This is a genomic window from Bradyrhizobium sp. CCBAU 53340, assembly GCF_015291645.1.
Lineage (GTDB): Bacteria > Pseudomonadota > Alphaproteobacteria > Rhizobiales > Xanthobacteraceae > Bradyrhizobium.
The window spans coordinates 4,766,667-4,782,534 of record NZ_CP030055.1 but is presented as its reverse complement, the minus strand read 5'-3'; the positions used below and the strand labels follow the sequence as shown (position 1 = coordinate 4,782,534).

Below are 15,868 nucleotides of genomic sequence, written 5' to 3'. Positions count from 1 at the left end.
GTCGTTCTCGAAGGGGAGTCCGACATGGCAGTCATTGCCGAGCCCGTCACCGCGCAGGTCAAGCGCAGCAGTCTGTGGACGAGGGCGTTCGAAAGCCGGAATTTTCTCGGCGCCATGTTCATGGTGCCGGCGATCGCCATCCTGGTCCTTTTCCTGGCTTACCCGCTGGCGCTCGGCTTCTGGCTCGGCATGACCGACACCAAGATCGGCGGCGTCGGCCGTTTCATCGGCTTCCAGAACTTCGTCTCGCTGTCCAAGGATTCCGTGTTCTGGCTGTCGGTGTTCAACACCATCTTCTACACGGTGTTCGCAAGCATCGTGAAATTCGCGATCGGTCTCTATCTGGCCCTGCTGCTCAACGAGCGGCTGCCGTTCAAGTCGATGATCCGCGCCATCGTGCTGCTGCCCTTCGTGGTGCCGACCGTGCTGTCGGCGATCGCATTCTGGTGGATCTATGACAGCCAGTTCTCGATCATCTCCTGGGTGCTGATCAAGGCGGGCCTGTTGACCCACTACATCGATTTCCTCGGCGATCCCTGGAATGCGCGCTGGTCGGTCGTGCTCGCCAACATCTGGCGCGGCGTGCCCTTCGTGGCCATCACGCTGCTGGCGGGCCTGCAGACCATCTCGCCCTCGCTCTATGAAGCCGCCAACCTCGACGGCGCCACCAACATGCAGCGCTTCCGCCACATCACGCTGCCGATGCTGTCGCCGATTATCGCGGTCGTGATGACGTTCTCGGTGCTGATGACGTTCACCGACTTCCAGCTCATCTACACCATCACCCGCGGCGGGCCGATCAACGCCACGCATTTGATGGCGACGCTGTCGTTCCAGCGCGCCATCACCGGCGGCAATCTGGGCGAGGGTGCGGCGATCTCGAACGCGATGATCCCGTTCCTGGTCGCCGCGATCCTGCTCAGCTTCTTCGGACTTCAGCGCTCGCGCTGGCAGCAGGGCGGGAGGGACTGACCATGACGACCGTGGACGATCAAAGCGTCGGAATGGACTATTTGGAAAGCTTCCCGAAGAAGTTTCTCCGGGTTTACCTTCCGCTTGGCCTGATCATCTTCTTCCTGCTGTTTCCGTTCTACTGGATGGCGGTGACGACGTTCAAACCCGACGCGGAAATGTACGACTACGAGAAGTACAATCCGTTCCTGATCGCGCATCCGACGCTGGAGCACATCAAGAAGCTGTTCTTCGACACCGACTATCCGCTGTGGATGTGGAACACCGTGATCGTCTCGGTGTCCTCGACCTTCATCTCGCTGTTCGCCAGCGTCTGCGCGGCCTATGCGATCGAGCGGCTGCGCTACAAGGGCTCGCGCTATGTCGGCCTCGCCATCTTCCTCGGCTATCTCGTACCGCCCTCGATCCTGTTCATTCCGCTGGCGGCGATCGTGTTCCAGCTCGGTCTGTTCGACGGCAATCTGGCGTTGATCCTGACCTATCCGACCTTCCTAATCCCGTTCTGCACCTGGCTCTTGATGGGCTATTTCCGCACCATTCCCTATGAGCTGGAGGAATGCGCGCTGATCGACGGTGCCACGCGGCTTCAGATCCTGGTCAAGATCACGCTGCCGCTGTCGCTGCCGGGGGTGATCTCGGCGGGCATCTTCGCCTTCACCTTGTCCTGGAACGAGTTCATCTACGCGCTGACCTTCATCTCCTCCTCGGAGAACAAGACCATTCCGGTCGGCGCCATCACCGAGCTCGTCAACGGCGACGTCTATCATTGGGGCGCCCTGATGGCGGCGGCCCTGACCGGCTCGGTCCCCGTAGTTATCCTTTATTCCTTCTTCGTAGAGTACTATGTGTCGGCGATGACCGGCGCCGTGAAGGAATGATCGCGGGGCCTGCCTGAGAACGCGCCAGCAGACCAAGAGCGGTGCGTTCCGGCCAATAAGAAGGAGTTGAGCTCTTGCACATTCTGGTTTTGGGCGCTGCCGGCATGGTCGGCCGCAAATTGTGTGAACGTCTCTTGCGCGACGGCCGCCTCGGCAAGAGCGACATCACCAAATTGACCATGCACGATGTGGTCGAGCCCAAGAAGCCGGAGAAGGCCGGTTTTCCCGTCGAGACGGTTTCAGGCGATTTCGCCGTGCCGGGCGCGGCCGAGAAGCTGATCGCCGGCCGTCCCGATGTGGTCTTCCACCTCGCCGCCATCGTCTCTGGCGAGGCCGAGCTCGATTTCGACAAGGGCTACCGCATCAATCTCGACGGCACGCGGATGCTGCTCGACGCCATCCGTCTGGCCGGCGGCGGCTACAAGCCGCGCGTGGTGTTTACGTCCTCGATCGCGGTGTTCGGCGCCCCGTTTCCGGATGCGATCGGCGACGAGTTCTTCCACACCCCGCTGCTCAGCTACGGCACCCAGAAGGCGATCGGCGAATTGCTGCTCGCGGACTATTCCCGCCGCGGCTTCCTTGACGGCATCGGCATCCGCCTGCCGACCATCTGTATCCGTCCTGGACTGCCCAACAAGGCGGCATCGGGCTTCTTCTCCAACATCCTGCGCGAGCCGCTGGCTGGCAAGGAGGCGATCCTCCCGGTGTCGGAGGATGTCCGCCACTGGCACGCTACGCCGCGCTCGGCCGTCGGCTTCCTGCTCCATGCCGGCACCATGGATCTGGCCGCGGTCGGCCCGCGCCGCAATCTGACCATGCCGGGTCTGTCGGCAACCGTCGGTGAGCAGATTGCAGCCCTGAAACGCGTCGCAGGCGAGAAGGTCGCAGCCCGCATCAAGCGCGAGCCCGATCCTTTCATCGTCGGCATCGTCGGTGGCTGGCCGCGCAACTTCAACGCCAAGCGATCGCTGGAGCTCGGCTTCACTACCGCCGAGAAGAATTTCGACGATATCATCCGCATTCACATCGAAGACGAGCTGGGCGGCAACTTCGTCGCCTGAGCTATCAGATGAACAGCGTGGATATGACGATGGCGAGCGTGGCTTGCATCGGTGAATGCATGGTCGAGCTTCGGCAGGCTCAGGGCGGCCAGTCTGCCGGGCAGGGCGGTGGCCTGTATTCGCGCGGCTTCGGCGGCGACACCCTCAACACGGCGGTTTATCTGTCGCGGCTCGAGGTCAAGGTCGACTATCTCACCGCACTCGGCGACGACGCCTTGAGCGATGAGATGATCGCGGCCTGGAACGCCGAGAACATCGGCACGAGGCGTGTCGTGCGGCTGCCGGGCAGGCTGCCCGGCCTTTACATGATCCAGCTCGATGCCAAGGGCGAGCGCCAGTTCTTCCACTGGCGCGACAGCGCGGCGGCGCGGCAGCTGATGAGCCTGCCGGAGACGGACGAGCTGCTCAATTCGCTGATGAGCTACGATATCGTCTATCTCTCCGCGATCACGCTCTCGATCTACGATGCGGCCGGGCGCGATCGCCTGTTCGCGGCGATCAAGCGCGCGCGCCTGCTCGGCACCCGCTTCGTGTTCGACACCAATTTCCGCGCACGCGGCTGGCCCGATCGCGACGTCGCGCGCGAAGTGTTCGCTACGGCGTTTGCGGCGGCCGACATCGTGCTGACCTCGACCGAGGATCTGCTCGCGCTCTATCCCGGCGAAAGCCCTGAGCAATTGATGGCGCGCATCCCCACGCCCGAGCTGGTGTTCCGGCTTGCCGAGCCCGTCAGCCTGCTGCGTTTTCCGGGCGGGACCAGCGAGGTCCGCGCTGAACCCATGACCAAGCCGGTCGTTGACACCACCGCGGCCGGCGACAGCTTTGCCGCGGCCTATATCGCCGCCCGGCTCGGCGGTTCCGATCCGGTCGAGGCGGCCAAGGCCGGCCATCGATTGGCCAGCCTCGTGATCTGCTATCCTGGCGCCATCATTCCGGGCTATGCCATGCCGCCGAAGAAGCGGCACCGGCCGGCGACCACGCGCCAGGCCACGAAGTAGAGCGACCAAATGAAACGAAAGCCAAGATGACCACTGCTGCCCAACAGAACCACCTCGTCGCGCTGTTCAAGGCCGCGACCGTCATTCCCGTCCTCACCATCGAGCGGATCCAGGATGCCGTGCCGCTGGCAAAAGCCCTGGTGGCTGGCGGCGTCCGCACGCTGGAAGTGACCCTGCGCACCCCTGTCGCGATCGAAGCGGCGCGGGCGATGATGGCGGAAGTCCCCGGCGCGGTCGTTGGCATCGGTACCATTCTCAATCCGGCCGACTTCACCCGTGTCGAGAAGCTCGGCGTCGCCTTCGGCATCAGCCCGGGCCTGACCCCCGATCTGCTCAAGGTCGCCGCTGACAGCTCCCTGCCGTTTGCACCGGGCATTGCCACGGCGTCCGAACTGATGACGGCCCTGTCCTACGGCTTCGACGTCGCAAAGTTCTTCCCGGCCGAGCAGGCCGGCGGCATCAAGGGGCTGCGCTCGCTCGGGGGCCCGTTCCCGAACGTGCGGTTCTGCCCGACCGGCGGGGTGGGCGAAGCCAATGCGGCAACCTGGCTTGCCGAGCCCAATGTTGTGGCGGTCGGCGGTTCCTGGCTGTGCCCGACAGCGGAGATCAGGGCCGGGAACTGGGCCGGCATAACTGCCATCTGCCAGCGCACCCTCCAGGCCCTTAAACCTGCGTGAAGTCTTGCCATCCCTGCGCTAAGACTTAGGTCAGCAAAAGACCCCAGGGAGAAAAGACCATGACCGCCAGCATCGTCGGATGGGCGCATACACCATTCGGCAAGTTCGACACCGAAACCGTCGAAAGCCTCGTCACGCGCGTCGCCAATGAGGCGATGGCCGATGCCGGCGTTTCGGCCTCCGACGTCGACGAGATCGTGCTCGGCCATTTCAATGCCGGCTTCTCGGCGCAGGATTTTACCGCCTCGCTGGTGCTCCAGGCCGATCCGAAGCTGCGCTTCAAGCCGGCGACCCGCGTCGAGAACGCCTGCGCCACCGGCTCTGCCGCTGTGCGCCAGGGCCTGCGCGCGATCGCCGCAGGTGCGGCCAAGATCGTGCTGGTCGTCGGCGTCGAGCAGATGACCCGGACCCCGGGGCCGGAGATCGGCAAGAACCTGCTCAAGGCGTCCTATCTGCCTGAGGACGGCGACACCGTCGGCGGCTTCGCCGGCGTGTTCGGCAAGATCGCCAGCTCCTACTTCCAGAAATACGGCGACCAGTCCGATGCGCTGGCGCTGATCGCGGCCAAGAACCACAAGAACGGCGTCGCCAACCCCTTTGCCCAGATGCGCAAGGACTTTGGCTTCGACTTCTGCCGGGCCGAGAGCGAGAAAAACCCGTATGTCGCGGGTCCCCTGAAGCGCACGGATTGCTCGCTGGTCTCCGACGGCGCGGCCGCGCTGGTGCTGGCCGATGCCGAGACCGCCAAGGGCATGGCCAAGTCGATCGGCTTCCGCGCCACCGCGCATGCCCAGGACTTCCTGCCGATGAGCAAGCGCGACATCCTCCAGTTCGAGGGCTGCACGGTCGCCTGGCAGCGCGCACTGGAAAAGGCGGGCGTGACGCTGTCCGATCTGTCCTTCGTCGAGACCCATGACTGCTTCACCGTCGCCGAGCTGATCGAGTACGAAGCGATGGGCCTGACGCCGAGGGGGCAGGGTGCCCGCGCCATCAAGGAAGGCTGGACGCTCAAGGACGGCAAGCTGCCGGTCAATCCGTCCGGCGGCCTGAAGGCCAAGGGCCACCCGATCGGCGCCACCGGCGTCTCCATGCATGTGATGACCGCGATGCAGCTCGCCGGGCAAGCGCCCGAGGGCATGCAGTTGAAGAACGCCAAGCTGGGCGGCATCTTCAACATGGGCGGCGCCGCGGTCGCCAACTACGTTTCGGTTCTCGAGCCATTGAAATAGGTCTTGTGGGGTGGGCACAGGCGCAAGCGTCGTGCCCACCTTTTACTTGCGCTAGATCATGGTGGGTCGGTTCCGACCCGCCTTAATGCTCCTGATTGATTGGCAGGGAATGCATCATGAGCACTGACTACGAAGATTCACTTTCTCTCGAGGCCCTCAACGATCGGATCGCGATCCTGGAGGATAATATCCGCCAACTGATCGAGCAGGCCGCTGCCGCATCCGGCGAGCAGAACGAGTCGCGGATTGCCGACCGCATCAACCAGCAGAACGACGAGCTCGAGCGGCTAATGAAGATCCGCGAATCCCGCCAGAAGAAATAGCGGCCGCATCGCCTGCGCATGCGGCCATACGCCGGCCGCCCTTGCGCGCGCGGCGCCGCTGCCCTTAGCTGGACCGAAATCGCGAGGCTCAATTGAGCCCGTGCAATCGGGAGCGAACGAATGGGGCCGCTGAAGGGCATCAAGGTCATCGATATGACCACCGTGCTGATGGGGCCCTATGCGACCCAGATGCTCGGCGACTACGGGGCCGATGTGATCAAGGTGGAGTCGCTCGACGGCGACGTCACCCGCCTGATCGGCCCGATGCGGCACGCCGGCATGGGCCCGGTGTTCCTCAACACCAACCGCAGCAAGCGCTCGATCTGCCTCGACCTGAAAAAGGCGGCGGGGCGCGAGGCCGTGCTGCGGCTGCTGAAGGACGCCGACGTTCTCGTCTACAACGTCCGCCCGCAGGCAATGGCGCGGCTTCAGCTCGGCTACGATGTCGTCTCCGAGATCAACCCGCGTCTCGTCTATGCCGGCGTGTTCGGCTTCGGTCAGGACGGGCCTTATGCGGCAAAGCCTGCTTATGACGATCTGATCCAGGGCGCGACCGCGCTGCCCGCCTTGATGGCGCAGACCGGCGATGGCGTGCCACGCTATGTCCCAAACGCGCTGGTCGACCGCATTGTCGGCCTCACCGCCGTCGGCGCGATCTGCGCCAGCCTGGTGCACCGTGACCGCACAGGCCGCGGCCAGCGTGTCGACATCCCGATGTTCGAGACCATGGCCGGCTTCGTCATGGGCGACCACATGGGTGGGCTCACCTATGAGCCGCCGCTCGACAAGGGCGGCTATGCCCGCCACCTCTCGCGTGACCGCAGGCCGTACAAGACCTCGGACGGCTATCTCAGCGTCATCGTCTACAACGACAAGCAGTGGGAGAATTTCTTCAAGGCAATTAGCCGCGACGATTTGCGGGCCGATCCGAAGTTTGCAACCTTCGCCGGCCGTGCTGCCAATATCGATGTCGTCTATGCCGAGCTTGCGCGCATCTTCGAGACGCGTACCACTGCCGAGTGGATCGATTTGCTCACGAAAGCCGACGTCCCCGTGATGCCGATGCACGACCTCGCCTCGATCCTGCACGACGAGCATCTCGAGGCGACCGGCTTCTTCCCGGTCGTGAACCACCCGACCGAAGGTCCGATCCGAAGCATGAAGGTGACGGCGACGTGGTCGGAGACCGAGGCCGAACCGGTGCGCCTCGCGCCGCGGCTCAACGAGCACGGCGCGGAGATCTTGCGCGAGGTCGGCTATTCCGCCGACGAGATCGCCGCCATGGTCCGTGACGGCGTCACGCGCGCGGCGCCGGAGTAGGGGGCATCATGAGCTTCATCACCGGTGTCGGCCTCACGCCTTTCGGCAAGCACGAAGGCTCATCCTCGCTCGACCTGATGAGCAAGGCAGCCCAACTCGCGCTCGACGATGCGGGCCTCAAGCGCGCCGAGATCGACGGCATCCTCTGCGGTTACTCGACAGTCTCGCCGCACATCATGTTGGCGACAGTGTTCGCAGAGCATTTTGGTATCCGTCCGTCTTACGCGCACGCCGTCCAGGTCGGTGGCGCGACGGGCCTCGCGATGACGATGCTTGCGCACCAACTCGTTGACGCCGGCGTCTGCCGCAACGTGATCGTCGTTGCCGGCGAGAATCGTCTGACCGGGCAGAGCCGTGATGCCTCGATCCAGGCGCTGGCGCAGGTCGGACACCCCGATTACGAGGTGCCGCTGGGCCCCACCATTCCTGCCTATTACGGCCTCGTTGCCTCCCGCTATATGCACGAATACGGTGTGACCGAAGAAGACCTCGCCGAATTCGCCGTGCTGATGCGCGCGCATGCCTGTACGCATCCCGGCGCGCAATTCCACGATCCGATCACGGTTACCGATGTCATGGCTTCGAAGCCGGTGGCGATGCCGCTCAAGCTGCTGGATTGCTGCCCGGTGTCCGATGGCGGGGCGGCCTTCGTTATCAGCCGCGAGCGGACCGGCGAGGCCGGCGTGCGCATTCGCGGCTGCGCCCAGGCGCATACGCATCAACACGTCACGGCAGCGCCTGGCCTCAGCGAGCTGGGTGCCGAGATCTCCATCGCGCGTGCCAAGGAGGCCACGGGGCTTGCGATCTCAGACGTGCGCTACGCCGCGATCTACGACAGTTTTACCATCACTCTGGCCATGCTGCTGGAAGACCTCGGCCTTGCCGGCCGCGGCGAGGCGGCCGCGCGCGTGCGCGGTGGCCATTTCGGACGCGATGGCGCGATGCCGCTGAACACCCACGGTGGCCTACTCAGCTACGGCCATTGCGGCGTCGGCGGCGCCATGGCGCATCTGGTCGAGGCGCATTTGCAGATGACGGGGCGGGCGGCTGGCCGCCAGGTGCGCGATGCATCCATCGCGCTCCTGCATGGCGACGGTGGCGTACTGTCGTCCCATGTCAGCATGTTTCTGGAGCGGGTGCGATGAGCGGGCGTCTAGCGGACTGGACCAAAGGCGAGCAAGCGATCATGTACCAGACCTGCGCTTCATGCGGCCACGTGCAGTATTTCCACCGCGCGTTCTGTGCGGCTTGCGGGGCCGCCGATCCGCGCGAGGCGTATGCCAGCGGCAAGGGCAGGGTTTATGCGACCTCGCTGGTCTGCCGCGCCGCCACGCCCGAGACGCGCGCCCACGTGCCCTACAACATCCTGCTGGTGGATTGCGCCGAGGGCTTTCGCATGATGGCGCACGGCGAGAATGATCTGGCCATCGGGGATGCCGTCACGGCGAGCTTCAGGCCGTTTGCCGGGAAGCTCGTGCCGTTCTTTGCCAAAGGAAAATAGCGGTTGCTTGTAGCCCGGATGGAGCGCAGCGAAATCCGGGGATTCTTACCTTGCGGATGGATTTTCCCGGATTGCGCTGCGCTTCATCCGGGCTACGGCAGCCATAGAGAGGGATTTCGTCATTCGGGGGCGGTCAAAGGACCGAGCCTGGAACGGGTATTCTGGGCCTGGCCTGTGCGAGGGCCACCCCGGAACGACGAAAACTGTGAAGCCCTAACTCAACGCCCGTAGAACAAGATGCTGGCGATGACGAGCATCGCCGTCACCGCCAGCATATGCGCGAGCGCTCCCGAGGCCGCCCCCTTGGTGGCTTCCTTCATGCCGTTTTCTCCCTAGACTTGGGCGTGACTCATCGTTGCGTGGTAAGCGCGCAGACGGCCAATTGTTTTTACTCGGAACACCCCACTTCGAGTATTCACCGCCATGTGTCCCCACGCGGCGAATATCGACTGCGCCAAGGTCGATCAGCAATGCGGCGGCAATTTGACTCGATGATGTTGCTCCTGCGTCCGCCCGCAATTAGAGTTTGAGGGAACTTAGCGCGACAACGACAATAAGCATCAAAAGCTTCAGGAAAAACTCAAGGCAAATCATGGCCCGTATCGACTACAGCGATCCGTCCAAGGCGTCCGACCGCACCCGCGAAATCCTCGACAAGAACCGAAACGCCAACATCTTCCGCATGATGGCGCACTCGCCGAGCTATTTTGAGCAGTACTGCCGGCTCGGTGGCGCTATCAGGCACAAGGGCGAGCTCGATCCGGTCGTGCGCGAGCTCGCGATCACGCGCACCGGCATTCTGTGCGAGGCGCCATATGAGATCATCGCGCACAAGCGCATCGGCAAGAATGTCGGCGTCACCGACGCGCAGAACGAGGCGCTGGAGAACTGGCAGGCGGCGACCTGTTTCGACGAGACCCAGCGGGCCGCGCTGGCCTTCACCGACGAGATCGTGAAGCTGAAGAAGCCGACGGATGCAACCTTCAAGGCCATCGCCGCGAAGCTGGCGCCTGCCGCACTCGTCGAGCTGCAGCTCTCGGTCGGCTTCTACATCATGACGTCAAAGTTCTTGGAGACATTCGAGATCGACCTCCAGCCCGTCACCGAAGTGGTGGGCTGATCAGGCTCGGTCAGCGAGGGATGGTCATGACGATCGATGAATATGCGGCCTGGGCCGCCAGCGTTGCGAAAGTCGACGAACATCCCTCCAACGAGCGGCTGTCCTATCTCGGGCTCGGCCTTGCCGGCGAAGCGGGCGAGGTTGCCGAGCACATCAAGAAGCTGCTCCGCGACGACTGGCTCGACAAGGCGGGTCTGGTCGAAGAGCTCGGCGACGTCATCTACTATTGGGCCTGCCTGTGCGCGGCCACCGGTCAACAGCCATCCGAATTGCTCAAGGCCAGCGCCGCCAAGATCAAGCGTCGGATCAGCGAGGCGGCAAGCCGGTAAGCGCAGCTCAGGTCGACGTCAGGATATCGACCTTGGTGTTGGCGACGATCAGGCGATCGGCCAACAGCTGAGCCAGATTGCGCATGATGCGCTCGCTCGCCCGCGGGTGTTGCCGGCGGAAGCGTTCGAAATCCTTCAGCGGCACCTCGAACGCCGTCGCCGCCATGTCCGCGAACACGTCGGCGGTGCGGGTGGTCTCGATCAGCGCCATCTCGCCAAAGGCCATGCCGGCGGTCAGCGTGGCCAGCCTGACGCCATCGGGCAGGGTCACATGCACCGCGCCGCTGCGCAGGAAGAACAAAGCGTCCGCCGGATCGCCTGTGGTGACGATCTTTGCGCCGGACTGATACGTCCTGACAATGCAGAGCGAGGCCAGATCCGTCAGCTCGTCGGCGCTGAGTCCGTCGAGCAGCGGCTGCTCGGACAGCTCGGTGGTCTCGTGAAAGTCGATCGAGCCGCCATAGCGGTAGACGATCTGGTCTTCCGCCCATTCGATCGCGGTGTCGAGCAGATAGAAGTCGCGGACGTTCTTCAGTTCGGCCGTCCATTCGCGCAAGCTGTCCCATTCCTTCGAGGCGCGCCTGACGCCTGACAGAACCACGGTGACGTTGAGCGCAGCGAGCTCCTCGAAGGCTTCGGCGATCAGCCGTGCGCCGGCGCGCGTGGTGGAGGTGACGCGGTGCAGGTCGAACACGACGATTTGCGGCCGCGTTTGCCCCGCGAGCCTGCGCGTCACATAGTCGACGGCCGACAGCGACAGCACGCCCACCAGCTCGATGATCCTTACCGCCTCGTCGTGCGCGGCGAGGATGTCGCGCTCCTGCTGGCGGCGGACGCGGCGTGACGGGCTCTTGCCGATGTCGTAGTCGGCGATGACCGCGTTACGCGCGTCGTCGCTGCGGTTGAGCATGTGCAAATCGTAGTGCGAGGACAGCGCCTCGCAGACCCTGATCCCGCGCACGCTGTTGCCGTGCTTATCGAGTTTCGGCGAATAGCTGCCAAGCCCGAGACGGGCGGGAAGGGCGGCCAAAATGCCGCCGCCGACCCCGCTTTTGGCGGGGATACCGATACGATAGATCCATTCGCCGGCATAATCGTACATGCCCGACGACGTCATCACCGATAGCGTGCGCGAGATTGCGTACGGCGTCAGCACCTGTTCGCCGGTCACCGGATTGACGCCGCGGTTTGCAAGCGTGGCCGCCATCACCGCGATGTCGCGCGCGGTGACCAGCACCGCGCATTGCCGGAAATAAACGTCGAGGACGCCTGCGACATTGTCCGAGATCACCGCATTGGTCTTGAGCAGATAGCCGATGGCGCGGTTGCGGTCGCCGGTCTGGCTTTCGGAGGTGTAGACGGCTTCGTCGACGGCGAGGTCGCGTCCGGCAAAACGGCTGAGCGCAAGCCGGATCTGCTCGAAAGCCTCAGGTCCCTTGCTGTCGAAGATCAACCCTGTGCAGGCGATCGCGCCTGCATTCACCATCGGATTGAACGGATGGTTCTCCGCATTGAGCCGGATCGAGTTGAAGGGATCGCCAGAGGGTTCGACACCGATCGCACCCTCGACCTTGCCAGCGCCGAGCAGATCCAGCGCCAGCGCGAACACGAACGGCTTTGACATCGACTGGATGGTGAAAGGCACCCTTGAGTCGCCGACCTCATAGACGTGGCCGTCGAGCGTCGCGAGGCTGATGCCAAAATAGGCAGGGTCGGCTTTGCTCAGTTCGGGAATATAGTCCGCAACATGGCCGGAGGTCTCCGCGGAGAATTCATTGAGGCATGTGTCGAGAAACCGCAGCAGCGGCGGCTTCGAGCGGGTCCAGGCGGAGGCATGCGACGGTTGCGCTATCATCGCTCTCTTGTGCAACGCAATCAGCATATGCGCAACCCGTCAGGTGCGCGCGAGGACGCGCCTGGCGCGGCGTCCGAACGCAAGACGCGACGCGCCAACGCATGTTGATGGTTCACGATGTCGCGGATGAGAAACCTCTGATGCCGCGTGCTCAGCTCGCGACAACGGCGATCGCCTGGCCTTCGGTGACGAGGTCATCGATCTTCACGAGCAGTGATTTCAGCGTGCCTGATGCAGGCGAGGCTACCGGTATCTCCATCTTCATGGCTTCGACGACCACAACGTCGTCGCCATCGGTGACGGTTCCTCCAACTTGCACGGGTGTTGCGCAGATGCGGCCCGCGACCTCCGTCACGATCTTAATTTCTGGCATGCCATCGCCTTTTTGTTGTCGTCGCAAAATGCCTGAGGTAGCGTCGTTCACAAAGTGGAATTTAATTCCGCAGAGCGGAACAAACGGTAGGGATCATGGGACGACGTTCGGAGCGGTTAAGCAGGCAAGGTGCGCTCGCTGGCGATGCCGGTGAGGGAGATGTCATCCAGGTGGTGTCGCGCGCGTTCGACGTGTTGCGATGCTTCGAGGGCCACGAGGCGAGGCTCGGCAATCTCGAGATTTCAAATCGCTGCGGCCTGCCGCGTTCGACAGTGTCGCGGCTCACGCACACGCTGACGCGCATGGGCCAGCTGGTCTATCTGCCGCGCGATCAGAAATATCGCATCGGCCCGAGCGCGGTGGCGATGAGCGCATCGATGATGAAGGGCGCGCAGCTGCGCAGCATGATCCGCCAGCGGCTTCAGGAAGTCGCCGAGCAGCTCCCGGGCACTGTCGGCTTCGTTGTGCCCGACCGTTTCCATCTGGTCTATCTTCAGTTCGCGCGCTCGCCTTCGGCGCTCGGTCTGCACGAGGGCACCGGAAGTCGCATCTCGATGGCCTCGACCGCGGCGGGCGCGGCCTACACCGCGGCGCTGGCGCCCGCGGTCGGCGATGCCTTCATCAACGACATGGAGCGTGAAGCGCCAGAGGCTGCAAAGATCCTGCGGCCGCGCATCGAGGCCAACAGGCAGTCGCTGCGCGAGCGCGGCTATGTCACGGCTTGCGGCCTGTGGAGCCCGCACATCAATGGCCTGGCGGTGCCGATCTGGTCGCCGCAGTATCAGACCTTCGTGGTCGTCACGATCGGTTTGCTCTCGGCGATGTATGACGAGCAGCGTCTGCATGCGGAGGTCGCCCCGCTGATGCTCGATCTCGGCCGTTCGCTCGGCAGCCTGATGGAGGGCGCGGAAGGCGACGCGTTCAACAATCGCATCTCGCGCAAACCGGTCGCAATGGCCGTGCACAACAATAACAAGCCGATCCATTCGGAGGGAGTGAATGAACTGGAAGCCGGAACTCGACGAGCTCGCCCGGCGCGAAGCCTTCGCGCGGGAGATGGGCGGCGTTGACAAGGTCAAGCGACAGCATGACCAGGGCCGGCTGACTGTTCGGGAACGCATCGACAGACTGATCGACAAGGGTAGCTTCCACGAGATCGGTGCCGTCTCCGGCATCGGTGAGTACGATCCCAAAGGCGAGCTGAAGACTGTGACGCCGGCGAACTGCGTGTTCGGCCGCGCACGGGTCGACGGCCGCACCGTGGTCGTCGTCGGCGACGATTTCACCGTGCGCGGCGGCTCGGCGGATGCGTCGATCTCGGCAAAGCCTTTGATGGCGGAGGAGATGGCGCACGACTTCCGTCTGCCCATCATCCGCATCATCGAAGGCTCCGGCGGGGGCGGCTCGGTCAAGACCATCGAGACCAAGGGAGCGGCGAACCTGCCTGGCGGCATCGGCGGCACGCGCTGGTATCGCTTCACGACGGAGAACCTCTCGCGCGTGCCGGTGATCGCGCTTGGCCTCGGCTCGGTTGCGGGCTTAGGGGCCGCGCGTCTTGCCGCCAGCCACTATTCGATCATGACGCGGAAATCCGCGATGTTCGTTGCGGGGCCACCTGTGGTGAAGGCGCTGGGCCAGAATCTCTCGAAGGAAGAACTCGGCGGCGCTGATATTCAGACCCGCGCCGGCGCGGTGGACCATGCCGTCGACACGGAGGAAGAGGCGTTCGCCTATGCGCGGCGCTTTCTTTCGTACCTGCCGCCGTCGGTCTACGAGCTGCCGCCGACCCTGCCTTGCATCGACAATCCGGAGCGCACGGAAGAAGCGCTGATGAAAGCGGTGCCGCGCAACCGCAAGCAGGTCTACAAGGTCAGGCCGATCATCGAGTCTGTCGTCGACAAGGGCTCGTTCTTCGAGGTCGCCAGCAATTTTGGCAAGCCCATCATCGTCGGCCTCGCGCGGCTCGAGGGCAGGGCGGTGATGCTGCTCGCCAGCGACAGCTTCCACTATGGCGGCTCCTGGACGGCGGATGCCTGCCAGAAGGTGGTGCGCTGGGTCGACTTCGCCGAGACCTTCCATCTGCCGATCGTCTATCTCATGGATTGCCCGGGCTTCATGATCGGCCTCGATGCCGAGAAGGCGGCCACCATCCGCCACGGCGTCCGCGCCATGGCCGCGGTCAACCAGACCACCGTGCCCTGGTGCACCGTGATCCTGCGCAACGCTTTTGGTGTGGCCGGCGTCGTGCACCAGCCCGCCGACCGCTTCTCGATCCGCTACGCCTGGCCGTCGGCCTATTGGGGCTCGCTGCCGCTCGAGGGCGGCATCGAGGCCGCCTACCGCGCTGACATCGATGCGGCCGAAGACAAGGCGGCGAAGCTGAAAGAGATCGAGGAGCGTCTCAACAAGCTGCGTTCGCCGTTCCGCTCGGCCGAAAAATTCTGGGTCGAGGAGATCATCGATCCCCGCAAGACGCGCTCGCTGCTCTGCGAGTTCGCGCGTCTCGCCGAGCCGCTGCGGAAAGCGGGGCCGCCGGAGAACATGACGATCCGGCCGTGAGGCGGAGCTGTGAAGTTAACTCAGGTTAATCGCGCACCTTTTTCTGCCGTTCTTCAGGCGCATTTCAGCCAAATCAATATTGGTTGTTGCTGGTCGGGGCAGGACCCTCCAACCCAGAGTCCTGCAATGATCAAGCAAGTTGTTTCTGCGTGTCTCGCTATTGCCGCCAGCTCTATTGCCGCGGAAGCGCGGCCCTATCGGAGTCTTCAGGCGCCTGAGTGTAATGTCACCATGCCGTGCGATTTCTCGTACGCGCAGACGCGCCGCGAGCGGGCTCCGAGGCCGTCATTACAGGCCTATCGGACGACACAGATGACGGCGACCGACGCGGGTTACGCCGCCACCATGATCAGCGTCACCGGAGATCGCGTCGTCGGCGGCCGGCCGGCCGGTTGCCCATCGTCCTTCTGCGGCTGCGGCGCGGCGATCCGCGTGTTCGGCCATGTCGTGCCGGAATTGAATCTCGCATCCAACTGGCTGCGTTTTCCGCGCGCGGCACCGGCACCAGGAATGGTCGCGGCGCGGCATGGACATGTCTTCGTGCTGGAGCAGCCCCTCGGTGGCGACATGTGGATGGCGTATGACGCCAATTCGGGCGGTCACGCCACGCGCATGCATGCGCGTTCGCTGCGGGGCTACACCGTCGTCAACCCGCGCGGCTGAAAAGGCGCTG

At 63.9% G+C, this 15,868-nt stretch carries 17 protein-coding genes; 15 read left to right on the top strand and 2 right to left on the bottom strand.

The features are described 5' to 3' along the window. Nucleotides 1-24 precede the first annotated feature (24 nt). The 12 genes from XH89_RS22870 to XH89_RS22815 all read left to right on the top strand — a co-directional run bounded on the left by XH89_RS22870 (nucleotide 25) and on the right by XH89_RS22815 (nucleotide 10,408). Nucleotides 25-972, top strand: a complete 948-nt coding sequence (locus XH89_RS22870; RefSeq protein WP_194462674.1) for a carbohydrate ABC transporter permease — start codon at nucleotides 25-27, stop codon at nucleotides 970-972. A 2-nt stretch (nucleotides 973-974) separates the two neighbouring features. Then, entirely contained in the window at nucleotides 975-1,850 is an 876-nt protein-coding gene (locus XH89_RS22865; RefSeq protein ID WP_194462673.1) for a carbohydrate ABC transporter permease, read from the top strand. Nucleotides 1,851-1,924: 74 nt separating this feature from the next. Next, nucleotides 1,925-2,911 carry a D-erythronate dehydrogenase gene (denD, locus tag XH89_RS22860; protein WP_194462672.1) on the top strand — a complete coding sequence of 329 codons (987 nt, stop codon included), beginning with the start codon at nucleotides 1,925-1,927 and terminating at the stop codon, nucleotides 2,909-2,911. Nucleotides 2,912-2,940: 29 nt separating this feature from the next. After that, nucleotides 2,941-3,909, top strand: a complete 969-nt coding sequence (locus tag XH89_RS22855) for a sugar kinase (RefSeq protein ID WP_194468582.1) — start codon at nucleotides 2,941-2,943, stop codon at nucleotides 3,907-3,909. A gap of 26 nt (nucleotides 3,910-3,935) precedes the next feature. Further along, nucleotides 3,936-4,586 (top strand): bifunctional 4-hydroxy-2-oxoglutarate aldolase/2-dehydro-3-deoxy-phosphogluconate aldolase, encoded by a 651-nt coding sequence (gene eda / locus XH89_RS22850; RefSeq protein ID WP_194462671.1) that lies wholly within the window; start codon nucleotides 3,936-3,938, stop codon nucleotides 4,584-4,586. A gap of 59 nt (nucleotides 4,587-4,645) precedes the next feature. Beyond that, on the top strand, nucleotides 4,646-5,815 hold the full coding sequence (locus XH89_RS22845; protein ID WP_194462670.1) for an acetyl-CoA acetyltransferase: 1,170 nt from the start codon (nucleotides 4,646-4,648) through the stop codon (nucleotides 5,813-5,815). Nucleotides 5,816-5,931: 116 nt separating this feature from the next. After that, nucleotides 5,932-6,138 (top strand): hypothetical protein, encoded by a 207-nt coding sequence (locus XH89_RS22840; protein ID WP_188101440.1) that lies wholly within the window; start codon nucleotides 5,932-5,934, stop codon nucleotides 6,136-6,138. 120 nt (nucleotides 6,139-6,258) lie between these two features. Further along, on the top strand, nucleotides 6,259-7,458 hold the full coding sequence (locus tag XH89_RS22835) for a CaiB/BaiF CoA-transferase family protein (RefSeq protein ID WP_194462669.1): 1,200 nt from the start codon (nucleotides 6,259-6,261) through the stop codon (nucleotides 7,456-7,458). Nucleotides 7,459-7,466: 8 nt separating this feature from the next. Then, nucleotides 7,467-8,603: a thiolase family protein gene (locus tag XH89_RS22830; protein WP_194462668.1), complete on the top strand. Its 1,137-nt coding sequence runs from the start codon at nucleotides 7,467-7,469 to the stop codon at nucleotides 8,601-8,603. Then, the gene (locus XH89_RS22825) at nucleotides 8,600-8,959 is read left to right on the top strand and encodes a Zn-ribbon domain-containing OB-fold protein (protein ID WP_194462667.1); all 360 of its coding nucleotides are present in this window, start codon (nucleotides 8,600-8,602) and stop codon (nucleotides 8,957-8,959) included. The genes XH89_RS22830 and XH89_RS22825 overlap by 4 nt, the downstream gene beginning before the upstream one ends. 592 nt (nucleotides 8,960-9,551) lie before the next feature. Then, on the top strand, nucleotides 9,552-10,079 hold the full coding sequence (locus tag XH89_RS22820) for a carboxymuconolactone decarboxylase family protein (RefSeq protein WP_194462666.1): 528 nt from the start codon (nucleotides 9,552-9,554) through the stop codon (nucleotides 10,077-10,079). Between the two features lie 26 nt (nucleotides 10,080-10,105). Continuing rightward, nucleotides 10,106-10,408 carry a nucleoside triphosphate pyrophosphohydrolase family protein gene (locus tag XH89_RS22815; RefSeq protein WP_194462665.1) on the top strand — a complete coding sequence of 101 codons (303 nt, stop codon included), beginning with the start codon at nucleotides 10,106-10,108 and terminating at the stop codon, nucleotides 10,406-10,408. A gap of 7 nt (nucleotides 10,409-10,415) precedes the next feature. On the opposite strand, the gene glsA is transcribed toward XH89_RS22815, so the two are convergent. Next, on the bottom strand, nucleotides 10,416-12,263 hold the full coding sequence (gene glsA / locus XH89_RS22810; RefSeq protein ID WP_194462664.1) for a glutaminase A: 1,848 nt from the start codon (nucleotides 12,261-12,263) through the stop codon (nucleotides 10,416-10,418). 151 nt (nucleotides 12,264-12,414) lie between these two features. After that, a complete protein-coding gene (locus XH89_RS22805; protein WP_194462663.1) occupies nucleotides 12,415-12,636 on the bottom strand; it encodes a biotin/lipoyl-containing protein in 222 nt (73 codons plus the stop codon). A gap of 95 nt (nucleotides 12,637-12,731) precedes the next feature. Here XH89_RS22805 and XH89_RS22800 point away from each other — a divergent pair, with 95 nt between their 5' ends. The 3 genes from XH89_RS22800 (at nucleotide 12,732) to XH89_RS22790 (ending at nucleotide 15,858) form a co-directional block, all read left to right on the top strand. Next, nucleotides 12,732-13,706 (top strand): IclR family transcriptional regulator, encoded by a 975-nt coding sequence (locus XH89_RS22800; protein ID WP_194462662.1) that lies wholly within the window; start codon nucleotides 12,732-12,734, stop codon nucleotides 13,704-13,706. Continuing rightward, complete coding sequence (locus XH89_RS22795; protein WP_194462661.1) at nucleotides 13,636-15,195, top strand: acyl-CoA carboxylase subunit beta; 1,560 nt, start codon at nucleotides 13,636-13,638, stop codon at nucleotides 15,193-15,195. Before XH89_RS22800 ends, XH89_RS22795 begins: the two co-directional genes overlap by 71 nt. A gap of 126 nt (nucleotides 15,196-15,321) precedes the next feature. Next, nucleotides 15,322-15,858 carry a hypothetical protein gene (locus tag XH89_RS22790; protein ID WP_194468581.1) on the top strand — a complete coding sequence of 179 codons (537 nt, stop codon included), beginning with the start codon at nucleotides 15,322-15,324 and terminating at the stop codon, nucleotides 15,856-15,858. Nucleotides 15,859-15,868: the final 10 nt, after the last annotated feature.